This is a genomic window from Nocardia sp. NPDC051750, from assembly GCF_044453135.1.
Taxonomy (GTDB): domain Bacteria; phylum Actinomycetota; class Actinomycetes; order Mycobacteriales; family Mycobacteriaceae; genus Nocardia.
Window position 1 is genome coordinate 41691 of sequence record NZ_JBITCK010000009.1, and the last position, 19067, is coordinate 60757.

Here is a 19067-nt window from a genome sequence, read left to right on the forward strand (position 1 = left end):
TCAGTTCAAGGTGAACGGAATATCCACATCCGGCGCCGGAGGAGGCGTGGCGCCGCCGGTGGCCGACGAAATATCCGCTGGCTGCCCGGCGGGTTCCGGGACAGGCGCGCCGTCACCGGCCACTGCGCCGCCGGGCAGCCACGATTCACCGGTCGGTTCCGGCGCGTGGAAATCGGAGGGTAGATGCCACTCTTTCGGACGGACGCGCTGCGGCCGCCCGTGCCCGCGATACCAAATATCCGGGTGCCGGCGTCCCGAGCCCTCCGGCGGCGGCTGCGTGCCCGGTGGCTCGGTCTCCATGTCCGGCCCGGACTGCGCGGCTCGGGCCGGCTGGGATCCCAGCAGATTGCGCAGTCTCGCCCGCACATGGAACCGCGAACCGGTCGATTCGTCGCCGTCCTGGCGGTCCCACCACGACTGCCGGCCGGGCACGCTCTGCGCGGGCCGGGCGGAACCATCGCCGGATGGGAGGCGGATGCTGCGCAAGACCGATCCCGCCGATGGTCGAGTTCGACTGTGTTGCACCGCAGGGGAACTGCTTGTGCTCGCGGTGACGCCGGCAGCGTCCTGAGGAGCGCCGATGCGGATACCGGACGGGAGACCGGGGACCGCGGCACCGCGTGGGAGGAGCGGGCGAATCGTCTTGCCCTGCGCGGTGTAGAGGACGGCATGGACACCGGCCGGATGCTGTTGTCCGGGCAGCGTATGCGCGGGGTCGGCGGCGTCGTCGACGCGGACGAGACCACCGTCGTTGATCATTCGATAGGCGTGCGCGCCGATGCCGTTGCCATTGGGAGTCGTGTGTACAGCGACGACGAGCGCTTGTGCGCCGGGGCCGTGGATCTGGAGGTTCCGGACGATCGCACTCTCGTCGGGATATCCGTGGAGTCGCGCGCCCGCGGCCCGTTCGAGTTCCCGGCGCGTACGGCCGGGCAGGGACGAGGGGTTTTGCGGTATTCGGATCCGGGTGCCGCCCAGAGAGTTTCGGATGTCGGTGAGCGTGTCGGTGACGCAGTCCGTACCCGCCTGCGGGCCCTGCACGATCGAGACGGGACGGTTCGTGACCGCCACATGAGCGGTGGTGCCGTCGCCACGAACAGTCCGGGAGATCCGTACCGGGGTGGGAGTCGGATTGCGGCGCAATCGGTCCAGGGGACGCCGGAACAGATCGCGGGTGTGGCGGCGCGGCGTGCCCTCGGGCGGGCGGATTACCGCGGCGCCGGTCGACCGGTCGGACGCGGGCCGGATACGGGACACGAAGCGCTGCAGCCGGTTCCATGTGCCACGGGTCTGCCGGGCGGGAGTGGCCGAGTCGGCGGCGTGCGGTGTGGTGGCGAGGCCCGTCAGGGCGCTTCCGTCGGAAGCGGGGACCGTGCGGCCCGAGCGCTGCGTTCCCTCGGGTGCCGGGGCATTCTCGGCGGGTGCCTCGACGACCGTGGCCGGCTCCACCGCCTGAGGAGAGACGATATCGCCGAGTGGCGTGATGCGCTCGGAGAGCGTCACGTGCCCGGTTGACGTGAAGCCCTTGGACGACGTGATGTCCCCGGGCTCCTGGATATCCTCGGACCGCGTCACGTGCTCGACGGACGCGGGGTCCTCGGGCCGCACGGCAGCTTCAGGTGATGTGAGAACCGCGGGGAGCGTGATGTTTTCGGCCGGCGTGACCTCCTCGCGTCGCTCGATGTCCTCCGGTGCCCTGACCTCCTCCGGCACATCGACAACCTCGGTCAGCGTCACATCGTCGGCCGGTGTCTGGTTCTCGAAGGACGTGGGGACCTCGGGCAGCACGGCGGCTTCGGATGGTGCGGGGTCGACGGGGAGTGCGATTTCTTCGGCCGGCGTGATGTCCTCGGGCGCCCGGAAACCCTCCGGTGCCTCGATATCCTGGGTCAGCGTCACATGGTCGGCCGGCGTCGGGTCCGCGGCGGTCGTGGCGTCCGCGGGAGGCGCGGCGGCTTCGGATGGCGTGGTGTCTCCGGATGGGGCGAGGTGCTCGGGGAGCAGGACCTCCGCATCGAAGACGACGAGCTCGTTCGCTTCGTCTCGGGTCACCCCGGTGATGCGGTAGCGCGTATCGCGGGCGAGGAGGAGTTCGTTGTCGCGGGGTACCCCGCTGCGCGGTCCGATCCACAGGCCCGGGGCGCCGGGCGGAACGGTGAGATTCACCCGGTACTCGAATCGGCGGCCGTCCGGCATGGTGGCCAGGTCATGCCCGACCGAGGTGGACAGGTAGCCGGGCTCCTGCTGCACGGTGCCTATGAGATCGGCCGGGTCCTGGTATGAGCGGAAGGGGTTTCCGTTGTGGTCCCGCATGAAGTAGATGCTCGTCAGGCCGCGCACGACCCGGATCGGCTCGGTGTTCGGTAGGGGCCGGGTCGCCTGATCGAGCGTGTGGATCCCGTGCGCGAGCATATCGAAGCTCGGCAATGTGCCGAAGTAGCGCTGGAAGAACGGTTCCTGCGTTTGCCGGTGGGACCCCGCGTCGGCGATCAGCTGCGCGAGCGTCGACTCCGGATCATTCCTGTTGACGATCGCGTGGATCAGCTGCCAGGTCGCGTTCGCGCGGTGCGGATCCGGAAGCACCTCGTACAGATGCTCTTCCCCGGCTCGGTAATGTTCCAGGAGCGCGGTGAGCGTAGGCTCCCCCGGCCCGGTCAGTTCGGCCAGCAGCGCCATGTGCTGGGCAGCGGAGTGCCCGCGCCCGAGCACCTCCTGTACCCGGCCGCTGCCCTCCCGCAGCAGTGTGTTGTGGATCGCGGACGCGTGATATGCCCACGCCGCGTGCTGCTGTTCCGGGGGGAGCAGGTGCCACTGGTTCAGCACGGACTCGCCGTATTCCAAGCCCGCGTCGTCGGAATCGAAGACCCGGATGCCGTTGTCGTCGAGATGTCCGGTGTTCCGGGGCTCGCTGCCGGTCGGCGTTTCCGGCTGCCACTCACGTCCCGGCGGCGGTTCGAATGTGACCGGGTCCTGCAGGTGGTCCGGGTGCAGCCGGAGCGGGGTGCCGTCGGTGGTTGTGGCCACCTGCAGGTGTTCCGGGTGCTCGGTTGAGGCATACAGCAGCGTGAACGGCGCGTTCGGCCGGCCGTGCTGGTACACGTCGCGGGGTGCGTCCGGGCGCAGCACAACGATATTGAGTTCGAGTTCCCGGGCGACAATCGGCAGGAGGTCGGCACTCATCAGATGGTCGAGGGGCCGGTTCGGATCCCGCACCGCGCCGAGCAGATATCTCAGCCGATCCCGCGCACGTCCGCGAACCGATTCGGTGAATTGCCGAACCGATTCCTCGAACTGCTCGTTCCGGCGAGTTTCCGCCGCGATCTCCTCGGCGGTCCTGGGCATCGGCGCACCACGCGCGAGTTCGCCGCGCATGATGAGTTCGGTGGCCCTGCCGGCGCGTCGCCACCTCTCTCTGTTGACCTCGGCCTCCATCCGGGCCACGCGGAGCTTCTCGACCTTCAGTTCTTTCAGTCCGTCGGGGGTGAAGAAGGGGATCAGGTCGACATAGTCCTCGAGATGCGCTTCCATGCGCTGGGCGAGCGTGGTACGCATCTCGTCCGGCGCCGGGTGGCCGGAGGACTGCGCGAGTACCTCCAGCAGATGGTTCCCATCGTGCGGTGACGGCTCCCAGATCCGTGTGGACGGCTCGGAGTAGTCGGGTACCGGCTCCCAGGCCACGGTGATCCGGCGTCTGAGGTCTTCCACCCGGAGACCGGGCTCGGTGTCCTGGCGATTGTCGGCCTCGATCTGCAGATCGACAGCCAACCCGGGGGGCACCCGGAGCGCCGTCGCCGCACGGTGGAAAGCGTCCTGAAGTTCCGGCCGCAATCGCCGGGCGAGTTCCAGCGCCTCCTCCGGTTCCGCATCACCGATCTCCGCGCTGATCCTGCCGAATTGCCGCAGCGCATCGGTTTCCGCGGGAGTCAGTTCCCGGAACTCCGGCGTGGGCGTGCGCGCCGGCGCTTCCTCCGCCGTCGCGACGTCTTCTGGAGACGCGGCCTCCTCCGACTGCCCGGCTTCCTCCAGCGGCGCGGCGTCGTCTCCAGGCACCGGCGCCCCGGCGGACGTTCCCTCCTCGAAATGCTCACTGCGGAAGGCGGCGAAATCGTCCACGAAACCGTCGGCGGCACGGAAGGCGGCGAAATCGTCCACGAAACCGTCACCGGCACGGAAGGCGGCGAAATCGTCGACGAAACCGCCTCCGAAGTCGTCGGTCCCGCGGGTCTGGTCGCGTGCGACATCCTGCAGGCTCATACCGAAGATGTCGGCCCGGCGCTGCCAATCCACAGCGTTCTGGGCGGTCGTCCCCAGCGCTTCCGCCGCACTGGCCACGTCGCCGAGCAGGTCCGGTCGCATCCGTTCGACGAGGTGGAAGAGGGCGTCGTCGTCGATCCCGCCGATCGACAAGATCCGCTGCAGCACGATCCGCTGGATATCGGCGTATTCGCGCAGCGCGTGGTCCTCGTCCGGTGTCAAGTCCCGGATCGCGGTGTGGGCCCGGTGCTGTGAGGTGTCCTCGGCGTCGGGGGCCGGGGGGTCCGCAGGTGATGCGGCCGGTCGGCCGGACTGTTCCCGGGAAGCGTCGGGATCGGTCGCCGATCGTCCGTCCTCCGTGCGTTCCCGCCTGTCCTCCGCCGGCGTGCCGACTTCGGTTGGTGTGCGGTCTACGGGGAGCGTGCTGCCTTCGGACAGCGTGACGTCCTCGAGCTCTGTGCGGACGGCCTCGGGTGGGGTGATCGCGGTGGTGCCGAACGACCTCGGCAGCCCGAGGGTTTCGGCGGGCGTCGACGCGGCGGGGAACGGGCTGGTGGTGCTGAGCAGACGGGGGTCGGTGCTCGGTGATGTCCCGGCGAGGAACAGGGGGAAGCGTTGCTGCCCGGTGACCGAAGACGATCGTCGACCGTCCCGGCGTCCGATCGGCTGGGAGTTCGCCCGTGGTCCGGTGAAGTCGAACTGCTCGTCGGAGCGGGAGCGGCGCGGTGGCCGGGCCGGCTCCTCGTCGTCCATATGGAGTGCGGATCGGATATCGCTCAGCCGCCGCGGGTGGTCCGTGGATCCGGTGATCGGTTCTACGGGCAGCTCGGTCCCGGAGTCCGCGGGCAACTCGGTCTCGGAGTCGGTGAGCTGTCCGTGCGGCAGGGATGCCGGCGGTTCCGGGTCCGCTTCCTGTGTCAGGGGCGAGTCCTGGTGCGGTTGAGGCGATGCGCCGGCTTCGTCCGGGTCGGTGACGAGGGTCCACTGCTCGATGCGCGTGGTGGACTCGAGCGCCGGCAGTGTGACGGTTTCGTCGGTGTGCCCGGATTCCGGCGGGAGCCGTCCGTCGTCGGACAGGGCCGCCTCGCCGTTCTCGGACAGTGGATTGTAAATAACCGTGCCCGTCGGGGATACGGGCGGGAGGATGAAATCGCCGTCCGAATCGACGCCATCCTCATCGACGGTGCCCGGGTCCAGCGCGGAAAGCTTCGGATCGGGGGCGGCCTGCGGTTCGTCACCGAATTTCTTGCTTTCGGCCGCTACCACGGTGCCAGTGGACGAGGACTCGGCACTGGTGGCCCGGTCGGCCGAGGACGCGGCGATGGCAGCGGCCAGGTCCGGGTCATCCGGGTCGCCGGTATCGGCGACCGAAGTGAGTACGTGGGCCCCGGCGGGCACGGCGAGATGGTAGTGGTCGGAGGCGCGGAGGATGGAGCCGTGGGGTCGTGCACTGCTGTCCTCGCCGAAGGTCACTCCGTCCGGGTATGCCGCACCGTACAGGCGCACAATGTGGCCCAGCCGGGCGACCGCGGCGGCCGCAGCCTGAGGAACCCGGTCGGAGACAAGGTTCTCCCATACCCCTCGTTGCCGAATATCTTCGGCCTGTTCCTCGAACTCCGCACGGTAGCGGACCGAATCGACCGGCGGGATCTCGACGGCCCCATCATCGGCCTCCGCATCAGGATTCAGGTCAGCGTGCAACGTCTGCTGAAAGGAATCGAAGTAGCCGTAGCCCCCGATACCCGACAGTTCGTCGGCGGCAAGGCCGCGCAAATAGCGAATCCGCTGGTCGAGTTCCGCTTCCGAGCGGTGCGGGTCGGGGTAGACGAGGCGTTCGAGGGCGTGGAAGAAACAGTCGCCATTCTTCGGCATCGATTCCCACACGAATCCCTCCGGTGCGCGGATACCGGCCACGACGGGTGATCGCTCACCTGTCCCACTCCGGACCTGCGGTGACGGTAGGGGTGCGTGGTCGTCGGCTCCCTCCGGACCGACAACCGGGGACTTACCCTTCGCTTCGGCCTCCGCCGCCGCATCCTCAGCCTTCGTCTCGGACCCGGACGTTCCCTCGGCGTCAGCCTTCTCCTCGGCGACCTCGGCGTCCGCCTCAGTCTCTTTCTTCGCTTCGGCCTTCGCTTCTGCCTCGGCCTTTTCTGCCTCAGCCTTTGCCCTGACCTCGGCATCAGCCTTGTTCTTGGCAGCCTCGGCTTTCGCCTCAGCCTCTTTCTCCGCCTCGGCCTTCGCTTCAGCCTCAGCTTTCTCCGCCTCGGCCTTTGCCTCGGCCTGTGCATCACCCTTGTCTTCGGCCTCCGTTTCTTCTTTGACGTCGGCTTCGGCGTCCTTGCCCTTGGACTCGGGATCGGGATCGGATTCTTTTGTTACGTCCGATTTCTCGGGCGCCTTCTTCGCCGAGTCCTTCTCCGTGGACTCCGGATCCTTCGGCGGGGTAACGGTCTTCGTGACGTTCGCACTCGCCGGCGGCGCCTCGATGCTGCGCAGGATGAGGTCGCCGGTGACCCAGAGAGTTCCCTCGGGCCCACTGACCTCGATAACGGCCACCGAGCGCGAGCGGTGGCCGTCGACCACCGGTGTGTTGGTACGGAAAAGTGCGCGCAGGACGCTGTTGACGCCCGTGCTTCCACCCCTGGTCTCGGTGTGCCCGCCGGCAGAGAAATCGTTGACGCCCAGGCGTGCGACGCCCCCGATTTCCGGGCTGGTGAAGTTGAGCGTCGGGGCAACCTTCGTGCTCTTGCTCTCGGTGGAACTCATATTGTCGACAATGAAATCGAAGCGGTCGATGGCGATCGAATCGCTGGAATCCTCGGCGCGCGGCGAGTAGAGGCTCATCTTGACATCGACCTCGCCGATCCGGGCCTCTTTGACGTGCTTCTTCTGCGGGGTGGGCGCGGTACCGGACGGTTCGACGTTGAGGAACGGATCCGTGGACTGGGGGCCCAGCTGCATGAAATCGCCGCGCGCGACGAGGGTGACCAGGCGGATGTACATGGCCTCGGCCGAGCGGGTGCCGTCGTTGGTCCGCAGCGAGGGATCGACGGCCAGCAGCGCATCGGCGAACTGCTGCGCCGCGTCGAATTCGCGGATGTCGAACGAGAGCTCGGGTTTCCAGGGGTCGACGGACAGCAGTTCGCGCACGTCCGGGGGCACTTTCTTAGCGGGTGCCTTGTCCGCGGGCGCGGGATCTGGGCCCTTTTCCAGGTCGGTATCGAAGGGATCCTTGGGCTTCCGAGTGACTGCGGGCGGTGGTTTTTGCACGTCCGCCAGCACCTTGTCGCCGGACTCGAACTCGGTGCTCGCCGCCGGATCGGAATCGCTCACGGTCGGATCGAACGCGTAGATCTGCGGTTCTGTGCGGGGGACTTCGGTCGCGCCGGAATCGCCCTTCTTCGGCTTTGTATCCGAAATATGCAGGCGCACATGTGAAGTGGACTTCTTGGTAGTCGATTCTGCCGCGACCACAGGTGGGAGATCCGCAGGGTCCAGCCCCTCCACGACCCCTACCCACTTGTCCTCCTCCGGTGCCCCCGTCCGCTTCTTCGTGTTCTTCTTGCCCCTGAACACGAGGTCGCCGACCTTGTCGAGCACCAGGCCGCCGGCCTCGCCGACCTTTCCGAGCAGATAGACCGACAACGCTTCGGTCAACGGCCGCGAGTCCACCGTGACCGTGTACTCCGTGGGGACCTTGAATTCGTACTGGCCGCCATTACTGCGCTGCCACGCGCTCACGTCGCGAGTGGAGGTGTGGGTGTCGGTGTTCGAACCCTCGCGCTGGACGGCGACCGCGCCCGAAAAGCGAGCATCGCCGGCCGCGAAGCCCACGATGCCGTCCATCTCATGGCTTCTGGTACGGGTTTCGCCGGCGCTGGACGCACCCGGTTGCAACAGGGGGTTGCCGGCAGGGCGAATAGCGCGGTGGACGTTGTCGAGGGCGGCGGTGTGCGGAACTCGTTTACCTTCCAGCGTGGCCAGGGTCTGACCATCGGGCAGGTCCTTGTCCGGCCGGGGACGCGAGGTGAAGGTGACACCGACCAGGCGAGGCACGAGCCCGGACCGGTCGACGAAGTGGAACGAATGATTGCCCGCGGACCCGGCGTTGGCGAGGGTGCGCACGCCGAAACTGGTGCTGAGCCCGTTGATCAGCGGGGCGACACCGGGGTGGTAGTTGGTGGAGGCGACGTCGGTCGCGCCGGGCGCGACCTTCTCCACGAGCGTCGTGGCGGCGTCCTCCAGGGCACCGCGGCCGTCGTCGAAGAGGACCTCGGTCACCGAACCGAAGGACAGCAGGGCCTTGGCGGTTTCCGGATCGTCGGCGCGTTTACCGGCGTACGCGTCGGGAAGCAGGCGGCGCTCGGCCGGCTTGTAATCCCCGAACTCGGCCTTCTCGGCGTCGGTCTCGGTCTTCTGGTGCTCCGCGGGAATGATCTCGAATTTCTGGCCCCGGGCCTCGGCTGCCTTCCGGGCGAGTTCCAGGTATTCCGGGTTGTTGTGCAGGTCGTTGTCGGTGAGGAAGAACTCGAACGCTCGGGGCGCGTCGACGACACGGGTGCGTTTGTTGTACGGCTTGCCGCGGAAGACCCCACTGAGGTACTTGCGCAGACCGAGTTCGACGGTGACAACGTAGTGACCGTCCGCGACGAACCGGTACACGTTACCGCCGTAATCGGAGGTGACCCGCATCGTGTCGGTGCCATCGGCGGCGGTGACCTGCTTGCTGGTGGAGTCGCCGTACTGGTAGCCGATACCGGGCCGGAAGCTCGTGTCGGCCTCCTTGCCGAAGATGGCTTTCAGGGCGGTGCCGACCTGGTTGCCCTTGTTGGTGGCAGTGGCCCGGGCGGTGTTGTTGGTTGTCTCGAGCCAGTGCTCGGTGTCGATCTTGACCGGTTCGAGCGCCTTGATGTTGTCGAAATAGCCGCGGATATCGACGCTGTAGTCCCTACCGTGCACCCCGCCGGGAATGTCGGTCTCGAACTTGTACGAGTCACGGAAGATCAGCGGCGCGAACGATGTCATATGGTTCGGCGACAGCGAGGTGTGCACGACCGATTGGACCGGGGACGCGGGATGTAACACCGGATCGCCGGACCAGGCGCGCCGGATCTCCGATCCGAGACCTACCGCCTTGTCCCACAAATAGCCGGCCCACTTCGACCAATCGTCCTGACGGCCGTCGCCGCCCGGTGCCGGCGCGTCGTCGCTGGGGTTTTCGCCGGACTTCTTCTGGGGCTCGGTGTCCGCTGCGCCGGAATCGGTGAGTTCCGGGTCCTTCGGCCGGGACTGTTCCGCCTTGTCGTCGGGCTGGGGACGATCGGTGCGGGCGGCCTCTTCGACAGTGGTCGTACCCACCTGGACCGGCGTATCCACCGGGCGATCCTGAACCGCGGTGGTCGAACCGTGTTCGTTGCGGATCGGCAGTTCGTAATTGTCGGGCTGGGCAGTCCGCGGCCGGAACCACGCGTCGACAGCTCTGCGGAACGGGTTCGTACTCGGCATCCAGGCGGCGAGATTCCAGCCGGAGTCCGGGTTCTGTGGTGCGATCTGCTGCCGGTGGAGCGGGAGCACATTCTCCGAATCCTTCGGAGGCTCACCGGGATCCTCCGGGAACGCACCGGGCATGGGCTTGGCCTGCTGCTCGGCCGCCTCGGCCGCGGCATCGCGTTCGATCTCGCCCATGAGATCTCTGGTGACCTTACCGAGTATCGCGCTGACCGGGTGGCCCGCGACGACGGCGGACATCGGGAGCCTGCCGACGCCCTCCTCGATCGAGGTCTTCGCGGCCAAGCCGAGTCCTTTGGTGACGTCGGCGGGTAGCTCGGCCGCGGAGTCCGGATCCTTCCGGACCTTCGTCTCGGCCCGCGATTCGGTAGTGGCTTCGCCGGTGGTCAGGTATTCCGGTACGGCCAGGTGGAAGCTGCCCTCACCCTCTATCGGGTCCGGGCTGTCGCCGTGGCTGTAGGCGATCTCCACGTAGTAGCGGGTGGGCACACCGAAGATCTCGAGACCCTTGGGGCTGAAGGTGTAGTTCTCCTCGGCCAGGTTGTGGGTTTTCTGGTCGGTCTTGGTATCACCGCCCGTCCGGGTGTGCGAGCCCTCGAGGCCCGCCAGGGCTTGACTACCCTCGACGTTGAACGGGTTGGTCACTTCGCCGCTGATGAGGCTGGCATTCCAGTCGTACGGTGTCTTCTGGGACTGCTCCCCGGTCGTCGAGATGACGCCGGAGTAGTTCATCGTCTGGAGGTCGGGGATCGTCCATTCATGGGTGACGCCCTTGGTCGAGTCGCCGTTCGGGTCGTACCGGCCGGTGCGCGTCGCGTATCGCCGTTCGGCCTTGATGGTGACGGAGATGCGCTCGCCTGCCTTCGTGAAGACCGCCTGGGAGCCGTCCTGGATCATCTCGTCCACGGTGGCGAGGCGACCCATCCTGGACTTGATCTGTTCGAGCTTGCGGACGTTCTCCAGTCGCTGATTCCTGGTGGATTCCGGGGTGAAGATATTCCGCTGCGCCCTGTCCTGGGGTGGCAGGAACTCCTTGTCCGCGAGGAATGTCTCGATCTTGTCGAATATGTCCTTCGGGATATCGGTCCGGAGCGGGGTGGTCGTCAGCCCGAGCTGGCGCAGGTGCAGCAGGTCCGAGGGCAGGTGGCGCTGTTTTGCGGGTTTGTGGCCGAGGGACTTCAGCGACGGCACCAGCATGTTGATCGGGTAGCGCTTACCGGGCGTCGTGTCCTTCCCGGTCTTCGAATCCTCCCCCGCCGTCGAATCCTTCCCGGCCTTCTTCCCGGCCGGGGCAAGGGGTGTGCCTTTCTTCGGCTCGACGGGCGTGCCCTCGGCCCCGACGAATCTGACCCGGACCTCCATCTCGGGTGTCGTGTGCAGCAGATGGGCCACCAGGCGCAGCGCACGCGACGTGAGAGCCCGGTTGCCGGAGAGCAGCGCCTGAACGTTCTTGTGCGATACGCCGCCTTTGGGTTTGTAATCCCCCCCGAACGGCGAATAGCCGGTCGCCGGGTCGGCGCTGCCCTTGCCGAACCGGAAAATCAACGCCAGGGACAGGCCGAGCGCGTTGGAGACCGCGGCGCGGGCTTGCGTGCGCAACGCCCGCAGCACATTGGTTTCGAGCCGGGAGTTCCCCGCGGCGGTGGTGGGACCGGTGAGGGTGTCCCCGCCGTGGAAGTCGAGAATCTCCACCTCGAAGAACCCGAGCGCGGTGCCGGACGGGGTGTACAAGGTCGGGGTCGCCAGCGCACCACCGTGCATCGCCGGGATGTTGCCGAGGAAGGTGTCGCCGAAGAACGTCCGCAGTCGCACCGCGGAATCCTCGGAGATTCCCTTGACCTGATCAGGGAACGAGGCCATCACATCGGCGAAGAGCCGTTCGTGCTGCGGGAAGTCGAGCGCACTGAAGTGCGGCACCTGCTCCAGGGAAATGGACTCGGTATCGGTGCGGTGGAAGGGCGGCGGGGTGGTGGCGGCGGGATCCGTCCCGGAGCCGGCCTTCGGGAGTTCCTTGCTGTCGTTCAGATATTTCGGGAACCAGGCCACCAGATCTTCCGGGGGCACTTCCGGGATGGGCATCCAGCCCGTCGCGTCCGGCAGATCGCCCGACAGCGCCCCGTCCACGCCGTCGTCGTTGAGACGCAGCTCCCACTGCATCTCGTAGTCGTGCGGCACGGCCTCGGCGTCGGTGCTGCGCTCTTTGTTGATCGACTGGACCGTCGCAAAGGTCGCTGTGTTCGACTCGAGCTCGTTGTGCGTGATGTCCACCCGCGGTTCCAGGCCCCCTCTGCGCAACGCACCACGGGCCACCGCATTGAACAGCATATTGAGAGTCAGCCCGGTCGAGCGGTGATTCTGGCTGCCCGCGAAGTCGCTGACCTCGTGCCATCCGTAGATCCACTGCTGGGTGCTCACCGGCGGGGCTTCATGTTTCCGCGACCCGTCGCGGGGGCTCGGGTTCAGTTTCAGACGCAGGAATACCGGATAGGGTTTGCCCTGGTATTTCACCGGCAGCGGGATACCCGATTTGCTCAGCAGCCGCCTCATTTCGGCGGTGGTCAACTCGGCGGTCAGCTTCCGTTCGACCTCGGCGCGGAATTTCTCGTCCGCTACGCGCGCGATGTCGGTTTCTTTGTTCACTGTGTCCGGTCCGCGGTCGGTTCCGGAGGTGCCCGAACCGGGAGACAGGACCTTTTCGACGGCGTCCCGGAATTCCTGAGGGGGCTTCGAATCGTCCATTTCCTGGCGGATTCGGTCGACGGTCGCGTCCGGATACTTCTTGCGGTAGACCTCGACCCATCGAGCCGCTCTGTTCTTGTCGTATTCGCCCTTCGTCTCCACCGCCTGGACGATGTGCTCACGCAGCCACTTGATCGTGTTGTCCGGAACCTTCCTGATGTTGACCAGCCCGTCGGCGCCGTCCCGGCGGGCACCGAAATTCCTGACCGGATCACTGGGACCGCTCGGCTTGCCGTCCTCATCGCTCGGCTCGCTGTCCTTGTCACCGGCCCCCTCCGCACCGATCCGAGTCGCCGCGGGCAGCTCGTCCGAGTTCGCGGGAACGGTGAACACCGGGTTGCCCTGAGCGTCGTAGAGCACCGCGTGCGTGCCCGCCAGCTCACGGGGTGCCCGCGGCGGGAAGACTCGTGTATCGGGATCGGCCGAATCATGGACCGCAATGGTGCCGTCGTCGCCCACACGGAGCAGATATGCGTGCCCGCCCACCCCGTTGGCGTCGGCAGGGCCCCGGTAGTGGTCCACCACCAGAGCCACCGCGCCCGGTCCGACCTCGGTCAGTTGCGCGGCGATATCGGCGTGGTCGCGGAACGGCCGCAGCGGCGCGCCCGTGTGTTCTGCCAAGGCACCTGCGGGCATACCGGTGATACCGGCGAGTGTCTCGGGCACCCGCGGACGCGGACGCCCGGTGAACGCGGATAATTGTCCCAGCGCTGCCACCGCGCAGTTGGCACCGTCCCGTACCGCGGCCGGAGTGCGCGGCCCACCCTGCGGTGCGCCGGTGGCCGGCGCGTATGCGGTGGCGCCGTCGTCGACGGTGTACAGGGCCGGCAGTGCCGTGGGAACATCTCGCGTCGCAGGAGAGGTCGTCGCCACCGTGGTGGAATCGGCGGGAGTGCCGAGGTTGTCGCGCAGGCGAGATACGGAGCTCGCGAGCCGCCGCCATCCGCGTGCTGTGCGAGAGGAGCGCTCCGGGGTGCCGCCTGCTCGTCTGGGGGCGACCATCCGACCGCCGGGCGGCCGGACGCCCGTGACATCGTCCTCGGGCGCGCCGATGCGGATATCGGATGGGAATCCCGGGACCGCGGCACCACGTGGGAGCAGCGGGCGAACCGTTTTGCCCCGCGGGGTGTACAGGACGGCATGGACACCGGCCGGATGCTGTTGCCCGGGCAGCGTATGCGCGGGATCGGCGACATCGTGGACACGAACGAGACCACCGTCGTTGACCATTCGATACGCATGCGCGCCGACACCGTTCCCGTTGGGAGTTGCGTGCACGGCGACGACGAGCGCCTGGGCACCCGGGCCGTGGATCTGGAGGTTCCGGACGATCGCGCTCTCGTCGGGATATCCGTGCAGTCGCCCGCGGGCGCCCCACTCGAGCTCCCGTCTCGTGCGGGCGGCCAGCGGTGAGCGGGTCTGCGGTATCCGGATTCTGGTGCTACCGCCCTGGTCGTTCCGGATATGGGTGAGGGTGTCGACGAGGCAATCCGGACTCACCTGCGTATCCCGCACGGTCGAGTCCGGACGGATCGTGACCGCCACATGAGCGGCGGTGCCGTCGCCGCGGACGGTCTGCGAGATCGGTAGCGGGGTGGAAGTCGCCGGGCGGCGGCGGAAACGGTCCAGGGGGCGCCGGAACAGATCGCGGGTGTGTCGGCGCGGGGTTTCCTCGGTCAGGCGGAGTGCGGCGGGGTCGGTCGTCCGGTCCGGTGTGGTGCGGATGCGGGATGCCAGGCGCTGCAGACGGTTCCACGGACTGCGCGTGCTCCGGGCGGGGGTGGCCGAATCGTCTGCGGCAACCGTGTCGCCTCGGCCCTGCGTGCCCTGGGATGCCGGCGCCTTTTCGGTGGGCGTCTCGACAGTCTTGGCCGGCTCGACATCCTTGGGAGAGATCGTGTCGTCGACCGCAGTGACGTCCTCGGCAGTATCGACCTTCTCGATCGGCGTGACGTCATCGGGTGCCTTGTCGACCTCGGGTGCCTCGACAAGCTCGGACGGCTCGACATCCGAGGGCAGTGTCACAGGCTCGGTTGATGCGAGGTCCTCGACCGTCGTGGAGACCTCGGGAGGCGCGGCGTCTTCGGAGGGTGTGGAGTTCTCGGATTCGAGGGTGCCGATCGACTCCTCGTCGTCCATACGGAGCGCGGATCGGATAGAGCTCAGCCGGAGCGGCCGGACAGTCGGACCGGTGACCGGATCCGCGGGCAGCTCGGTCTCGGAATCCTTGCGCTGCGCGTGCGGCAGGGATACCGGCAGTTCCGGGTCCGCTTGCGCCGGCAGAGGCGAATCCTGGTGCGGTTGACGCGATGTGCCGGCTTCGTCCGGGTCGGTGACGAGGGTCCACTGCTCGACGCCCGGGGTGGGCACGAGCGGCGGCGGTGTGACGGTTTCGTCGGTGTGCCCGGTTTCCGGCAGGAGCGATTCCTCCTCGGACCGGACCGCTTCGCCGTCCTCGGACAGCGGGTTGTGAACGACCGTGCCCGTCGGGGAGGCGGGCAGGAGGGCGATATCGCCCTCCGTGTCGGCGGCGCTTGTCAATGCCGGTGGTGTGCTCGCCAGCGGCGGCAGCGGTGTGGCCGGGGGCGGTGTGCCGATTTCCTGGTGATCGTCGGCGGGTACCACGGTGTCGCGGTCGTCGGGTTCGTCGAACAGCGTGTGCAGCACGTTGTCCTCGTCGCTGTCGAGCGGCCGGACGTTTGTGCGTGACAGTGGTTCGAGGCCGTAGGCTCCGGGGCCGCTCATGCCGATCGCGAGGAATTTCGGCACGTGTGTGAGGTCGACCGCGAGGATGCCGCCGCGGCGTGGGACGGTGGTGTCGGGTGGGTCCACGCGGCCCGGGTCGGGGATCCAGTCGTCGGTCCCCGCTGGTTTGCGCTCTTTGTCGCCGTTGGGTTCGGTCCAGTATTGGGTTCCGTCGGGGGTTTCGAGGCGTCTGCCCCCGCTCGGGTACGTGTATTGGATCATCCCGTCCGGGGTTTCGTGGTACCGGGCGCCGCTGGGGGTCAGTCCGTACTCGGTGCCGTCGGGGTCGCGGCGATACCGGGTGCCGCCGGGTTCGGTGCCGTACTCGGTGCCGTCGGGGTTGCGGCGATACCGGGTGCCGCCGGGGTGGGTGCCGTACTCGGTGCCGTCCGGCTCACGGCGATACCGTTTGCCATCGGGTTCGGTGCCGTACTCGGTGCCTTCGGGGGCCTGACGAGGAGGGATGCCCGGTTCGCCGATGTGATCGGTTCCCCGAGGGTCGAGCCGGTATTCGATGCCGTCGCGCGGAACGGGATAGCGGCCGTGGTTGCCGTACGGGTCGTCCAGCAGAACACGCACCGGCCGACCGGCTTGGTCGTGTTCGATTGCCAAGACGGTGTAGGCGTGATTCTGGGTCAGGCCCGGTACAGCGTTGGTGCCTCCGAAGGAGGAGGTTCCGACGGTTACCGTGGTGCCGCGGCGCAGTGCCCATTCGATCTGCCCGCCGATCGCCCTGGCCGCGGCCGCGGATCTGCTCGACAGCAACCGATCCTGGGACGGGCCGTCGTATACCTCGCTGAAATAGACAGTGAGCGCTTGTTTCTCGGTCTCCCACCGCTGCGGGAAGCGCTGATCCAGGTAGGCGCGGAAGCCGGCGGAAGACCGGAGCTCCCCCGTGCGCAGGAACTCGTTCCAGGCGGTGTCGAAGGCAGCCGGGTCGTTGCGGTGGCGGGCGGAGAGGCGCGCTCGGGTGGAATTGAACAGGGACAGCTGCCGGGTTTGCCAGTCCTGGAAGGTATCGGCAAGTTGACGGGAGAATTCGAGGTCCGGCGTGGGTGTCTGCCCGTTCGTTGCGCCGGAGCGCACCTGGTCGCGTGCGATGAAGTCGCTCACCAGCTCGTGCAGAGTGTCGGTGTCGAAACGGAGTGGGTTCAGGATGTCGAAGTTCCTGAACCGGGCGACCGGCTGTGCGAACCAGCCGCCTTCGGCCCGGTGGAAACCCTTGCCCAAGCGTGCGGCCGCGGTGGTGGCCGGTATTGCCTCGATGGCGCGGTACCCGTCGCCGTTCCCGAACCGGTGCGCGTATGCCTTTTCGATCATGGTGGCCCAGAGCGGTTCCCCGGGCTCGTGGCGGACGAAGTGTCCCGTCTCGGTGCCCGGGGTGACATAGATCGTCTTTTCGACCCGCACCCATTCCAGGGTGGCGGTGCCGTCGGGCTGCTCGACGTAGAAGCGGACACTGACGGTGCCGTCGCCGTGGTCGTGCAGGATGTCGGCGATCGCGTGCGGGTCGTGTTCGGCGAGTGATTTCAGATCGGCCAGCACGACGCAGTCCCCGGCCTCGCCTTGACGCACCTCTTCGGGCCTGGGCAGTCCGTCCGGCCCGAAGATCGGGTCGTTGTGCCGGCCACGGATATCAGGTAGTCCCGGAAGAACACCGCCGGAGGTGTTGACGCGGATCCACGGCACATTTCCGGGGTACTTCACCCATTGCCAGGGCCCGTTGCCGTCCCGCGCCACGAGAGGGACGTCGTACGGCATCATCACCGGCCGCGGTTGGTTGTGCTCACCGAAGGCGAGGAATCGGATCCCTCCACCCGCCACGTTCCAGCTCACTGTGCCGATGCTGATGCCCGGGCCCGCGGCGGCGCTGTGGGGAGCCGGCTGGAAGATGAAGTCCGGCGCTGTATCTCGCAGGACGTAGTGCACCTGTCCGCCGGCCTCGGTGATCTGGTAGTGCGCCGGCTGCCCAGGCTGTTCGACAAGTCGTGCCGGTACATTCGTGCCGGTCGCCGGCAGTCGTTCGGCTCGGCCGTTGTGGTCGATGAAGGTGAGGATGTCGGTGTTGCCGGCGGGGCGGGGAAGCCTGGTCGACACCGCGGGCATCGGTAGCAGCTGCTCGCGCTGCTCGAGGGTGAGCTCGTGCAGCAGTAGGCCGGGTCCCGGTTGCTGCGGGCCGGGGTCGGTCCGTTCCAGATGTGCTCGCCGGACCTGGGTTTCGCCGTCGAGTTCGACTGTCAGCTGCTGCGAAAGGTTCTGACCGAAATAAGTGTCCCCGTCCGCGGGCTCGAAATGCGCGGAGGTCCTCGTGGGGTGCGACCGATCGACGGACGGGGCACCGTCGTGATGTTCGACGGGCCCGGACTGCGGTGGGCTCGACGCGTGAGTCGGTGTCGTCTCCTGCGGCAGACCGGGTTCGAGCGAGAGGGACCCCGAGGGAAGCGGTGCGAAGGGAACATCCGCGTCCAAACCGTCGGTGCTGTAAAGCGATTCGTCGTCGGACAAAGCCGCTTCGCCGTCCGCGGGCAGTGGGTTGTGAATAACTGTGCCCGTGGGGGATGCGGGAGGCAGGGCGATTTTGCCGTCCGGATCGAAGGCATCCTCGTCGACGGTGACCAGGCCCAGGGGCTGGGCCTTCGGATCGGGGGCGGTCGGCAGTTCGTCCCCGCGTTGCTCGTCTTCGGTCGATACCGCAGGTGTTGTGGCCGACGCGGCGGCCGGTTCCGGGGCTGTCACGGCATCTTCGGCCGAGGTGACGGAGGCTTGGAGGTCGGCCAAGGACGCGGCGATGGCCGCGGCCAGCTCCGGGTCGGTCGAATCCAGATCCGGGCCGGCGGTTCCGGCGACCGAAGTGGACGCACGGACGACGGTGACGGCGGGGTCGGCGAGGGCCTGGTCGAAAGTGACCGGCACCGGTCGGCTATCGGCGTCGTGCATTTCGCCGGGCCAGGTACCGGAGGGTGGGAACCAGATGTAGCGTGCGGCCCCGTCGTCGCCGAATACGGTGATCCGGGCCGGGTCGGGGGCAGGCTGCGCTGAGGCGCGTGGGGCGTACTCCTCGACCTCGGCGCCGAGCAGATCGGCGAATTCGTCCCAGGGCCTGGCGGGCTGCGTGCCCGCGGGTGTGCCGAGCGTACTGGCAGGTGGGTGATCCCCGGTGGGTACGGCGAGGTGGTAGTGGTTGTGCGCGATGAGGACCGCACCCTGGGCCCGGGCCCGGGTGTTTTCGCCGAAGGTCAATCCATTCCGCATTTGCCGGCTGTACACGCGCACGGTGACGCCTCTGGGAGCGAGTGCGACCGCGGCGGCTTGGGGGACCAGGTGAAAGGCGTCGGTTCGCCAGACTCCTCGCCGTCTTACCTCTTGGACCTGCCGGTCGAACTCGGTGCGATGGCGGGCCCTGTCTGCCGGCGAGATCGGGGCCCGCAGTTCTTCGTCGCTGAGAGTTCGGCCGATGTTCTCGTCGCGGAGCCTGATGTTCAGGAAGACCTCGAAGTAGTCGTCACTTCTGGGCCCCGACAGCTCGTCGGCGGCCAGGCCACGCAGGATCTGGATCCGCTGGGCGAGTTCCTGTTCCGAACCGTATGGCTCGGGGAAGACGATGCGTTCGAGGGCGTGGAAGAAACAGTCGCCATCCGGTGGCATCGACTCCCACTCGTATCCCTCCGGCGCACGGACCGAGTCCACAACGGGCCCTCGCGCGCCTCTTCTCCGCCCGGCCTTCGACGAGAGGCCTCCCAGCAGGCCGGAGATCCAGGACTTGCCCTTGTCTTTGGCCTTCGCCTCGGCATCTGCCTCGGCTTTCGCCTGGGCGGCAG

Annotated in this window: 1 protein-coding gene (only partly in view); it reads right to left on the bottom strand. The window is 67.6% G+C overall.

Annotation, left to right across the window (positions count from 1 at the left end; translation table 11 throughout):
* Positions 1-19067, bottom strand: partial view of a toxin glutamine deamidase domain-containing protein gene (locus ACIA75_RS33880; protein WP_397111149.1) — the 3' portion only. The gene runs 12712 nt beyond the window's last position; only the last 19067 of its 31779 coding nucleotides appear in the window; the start codon falls outside the window, past its right edge; it ends in the stop codon at positions 1-3.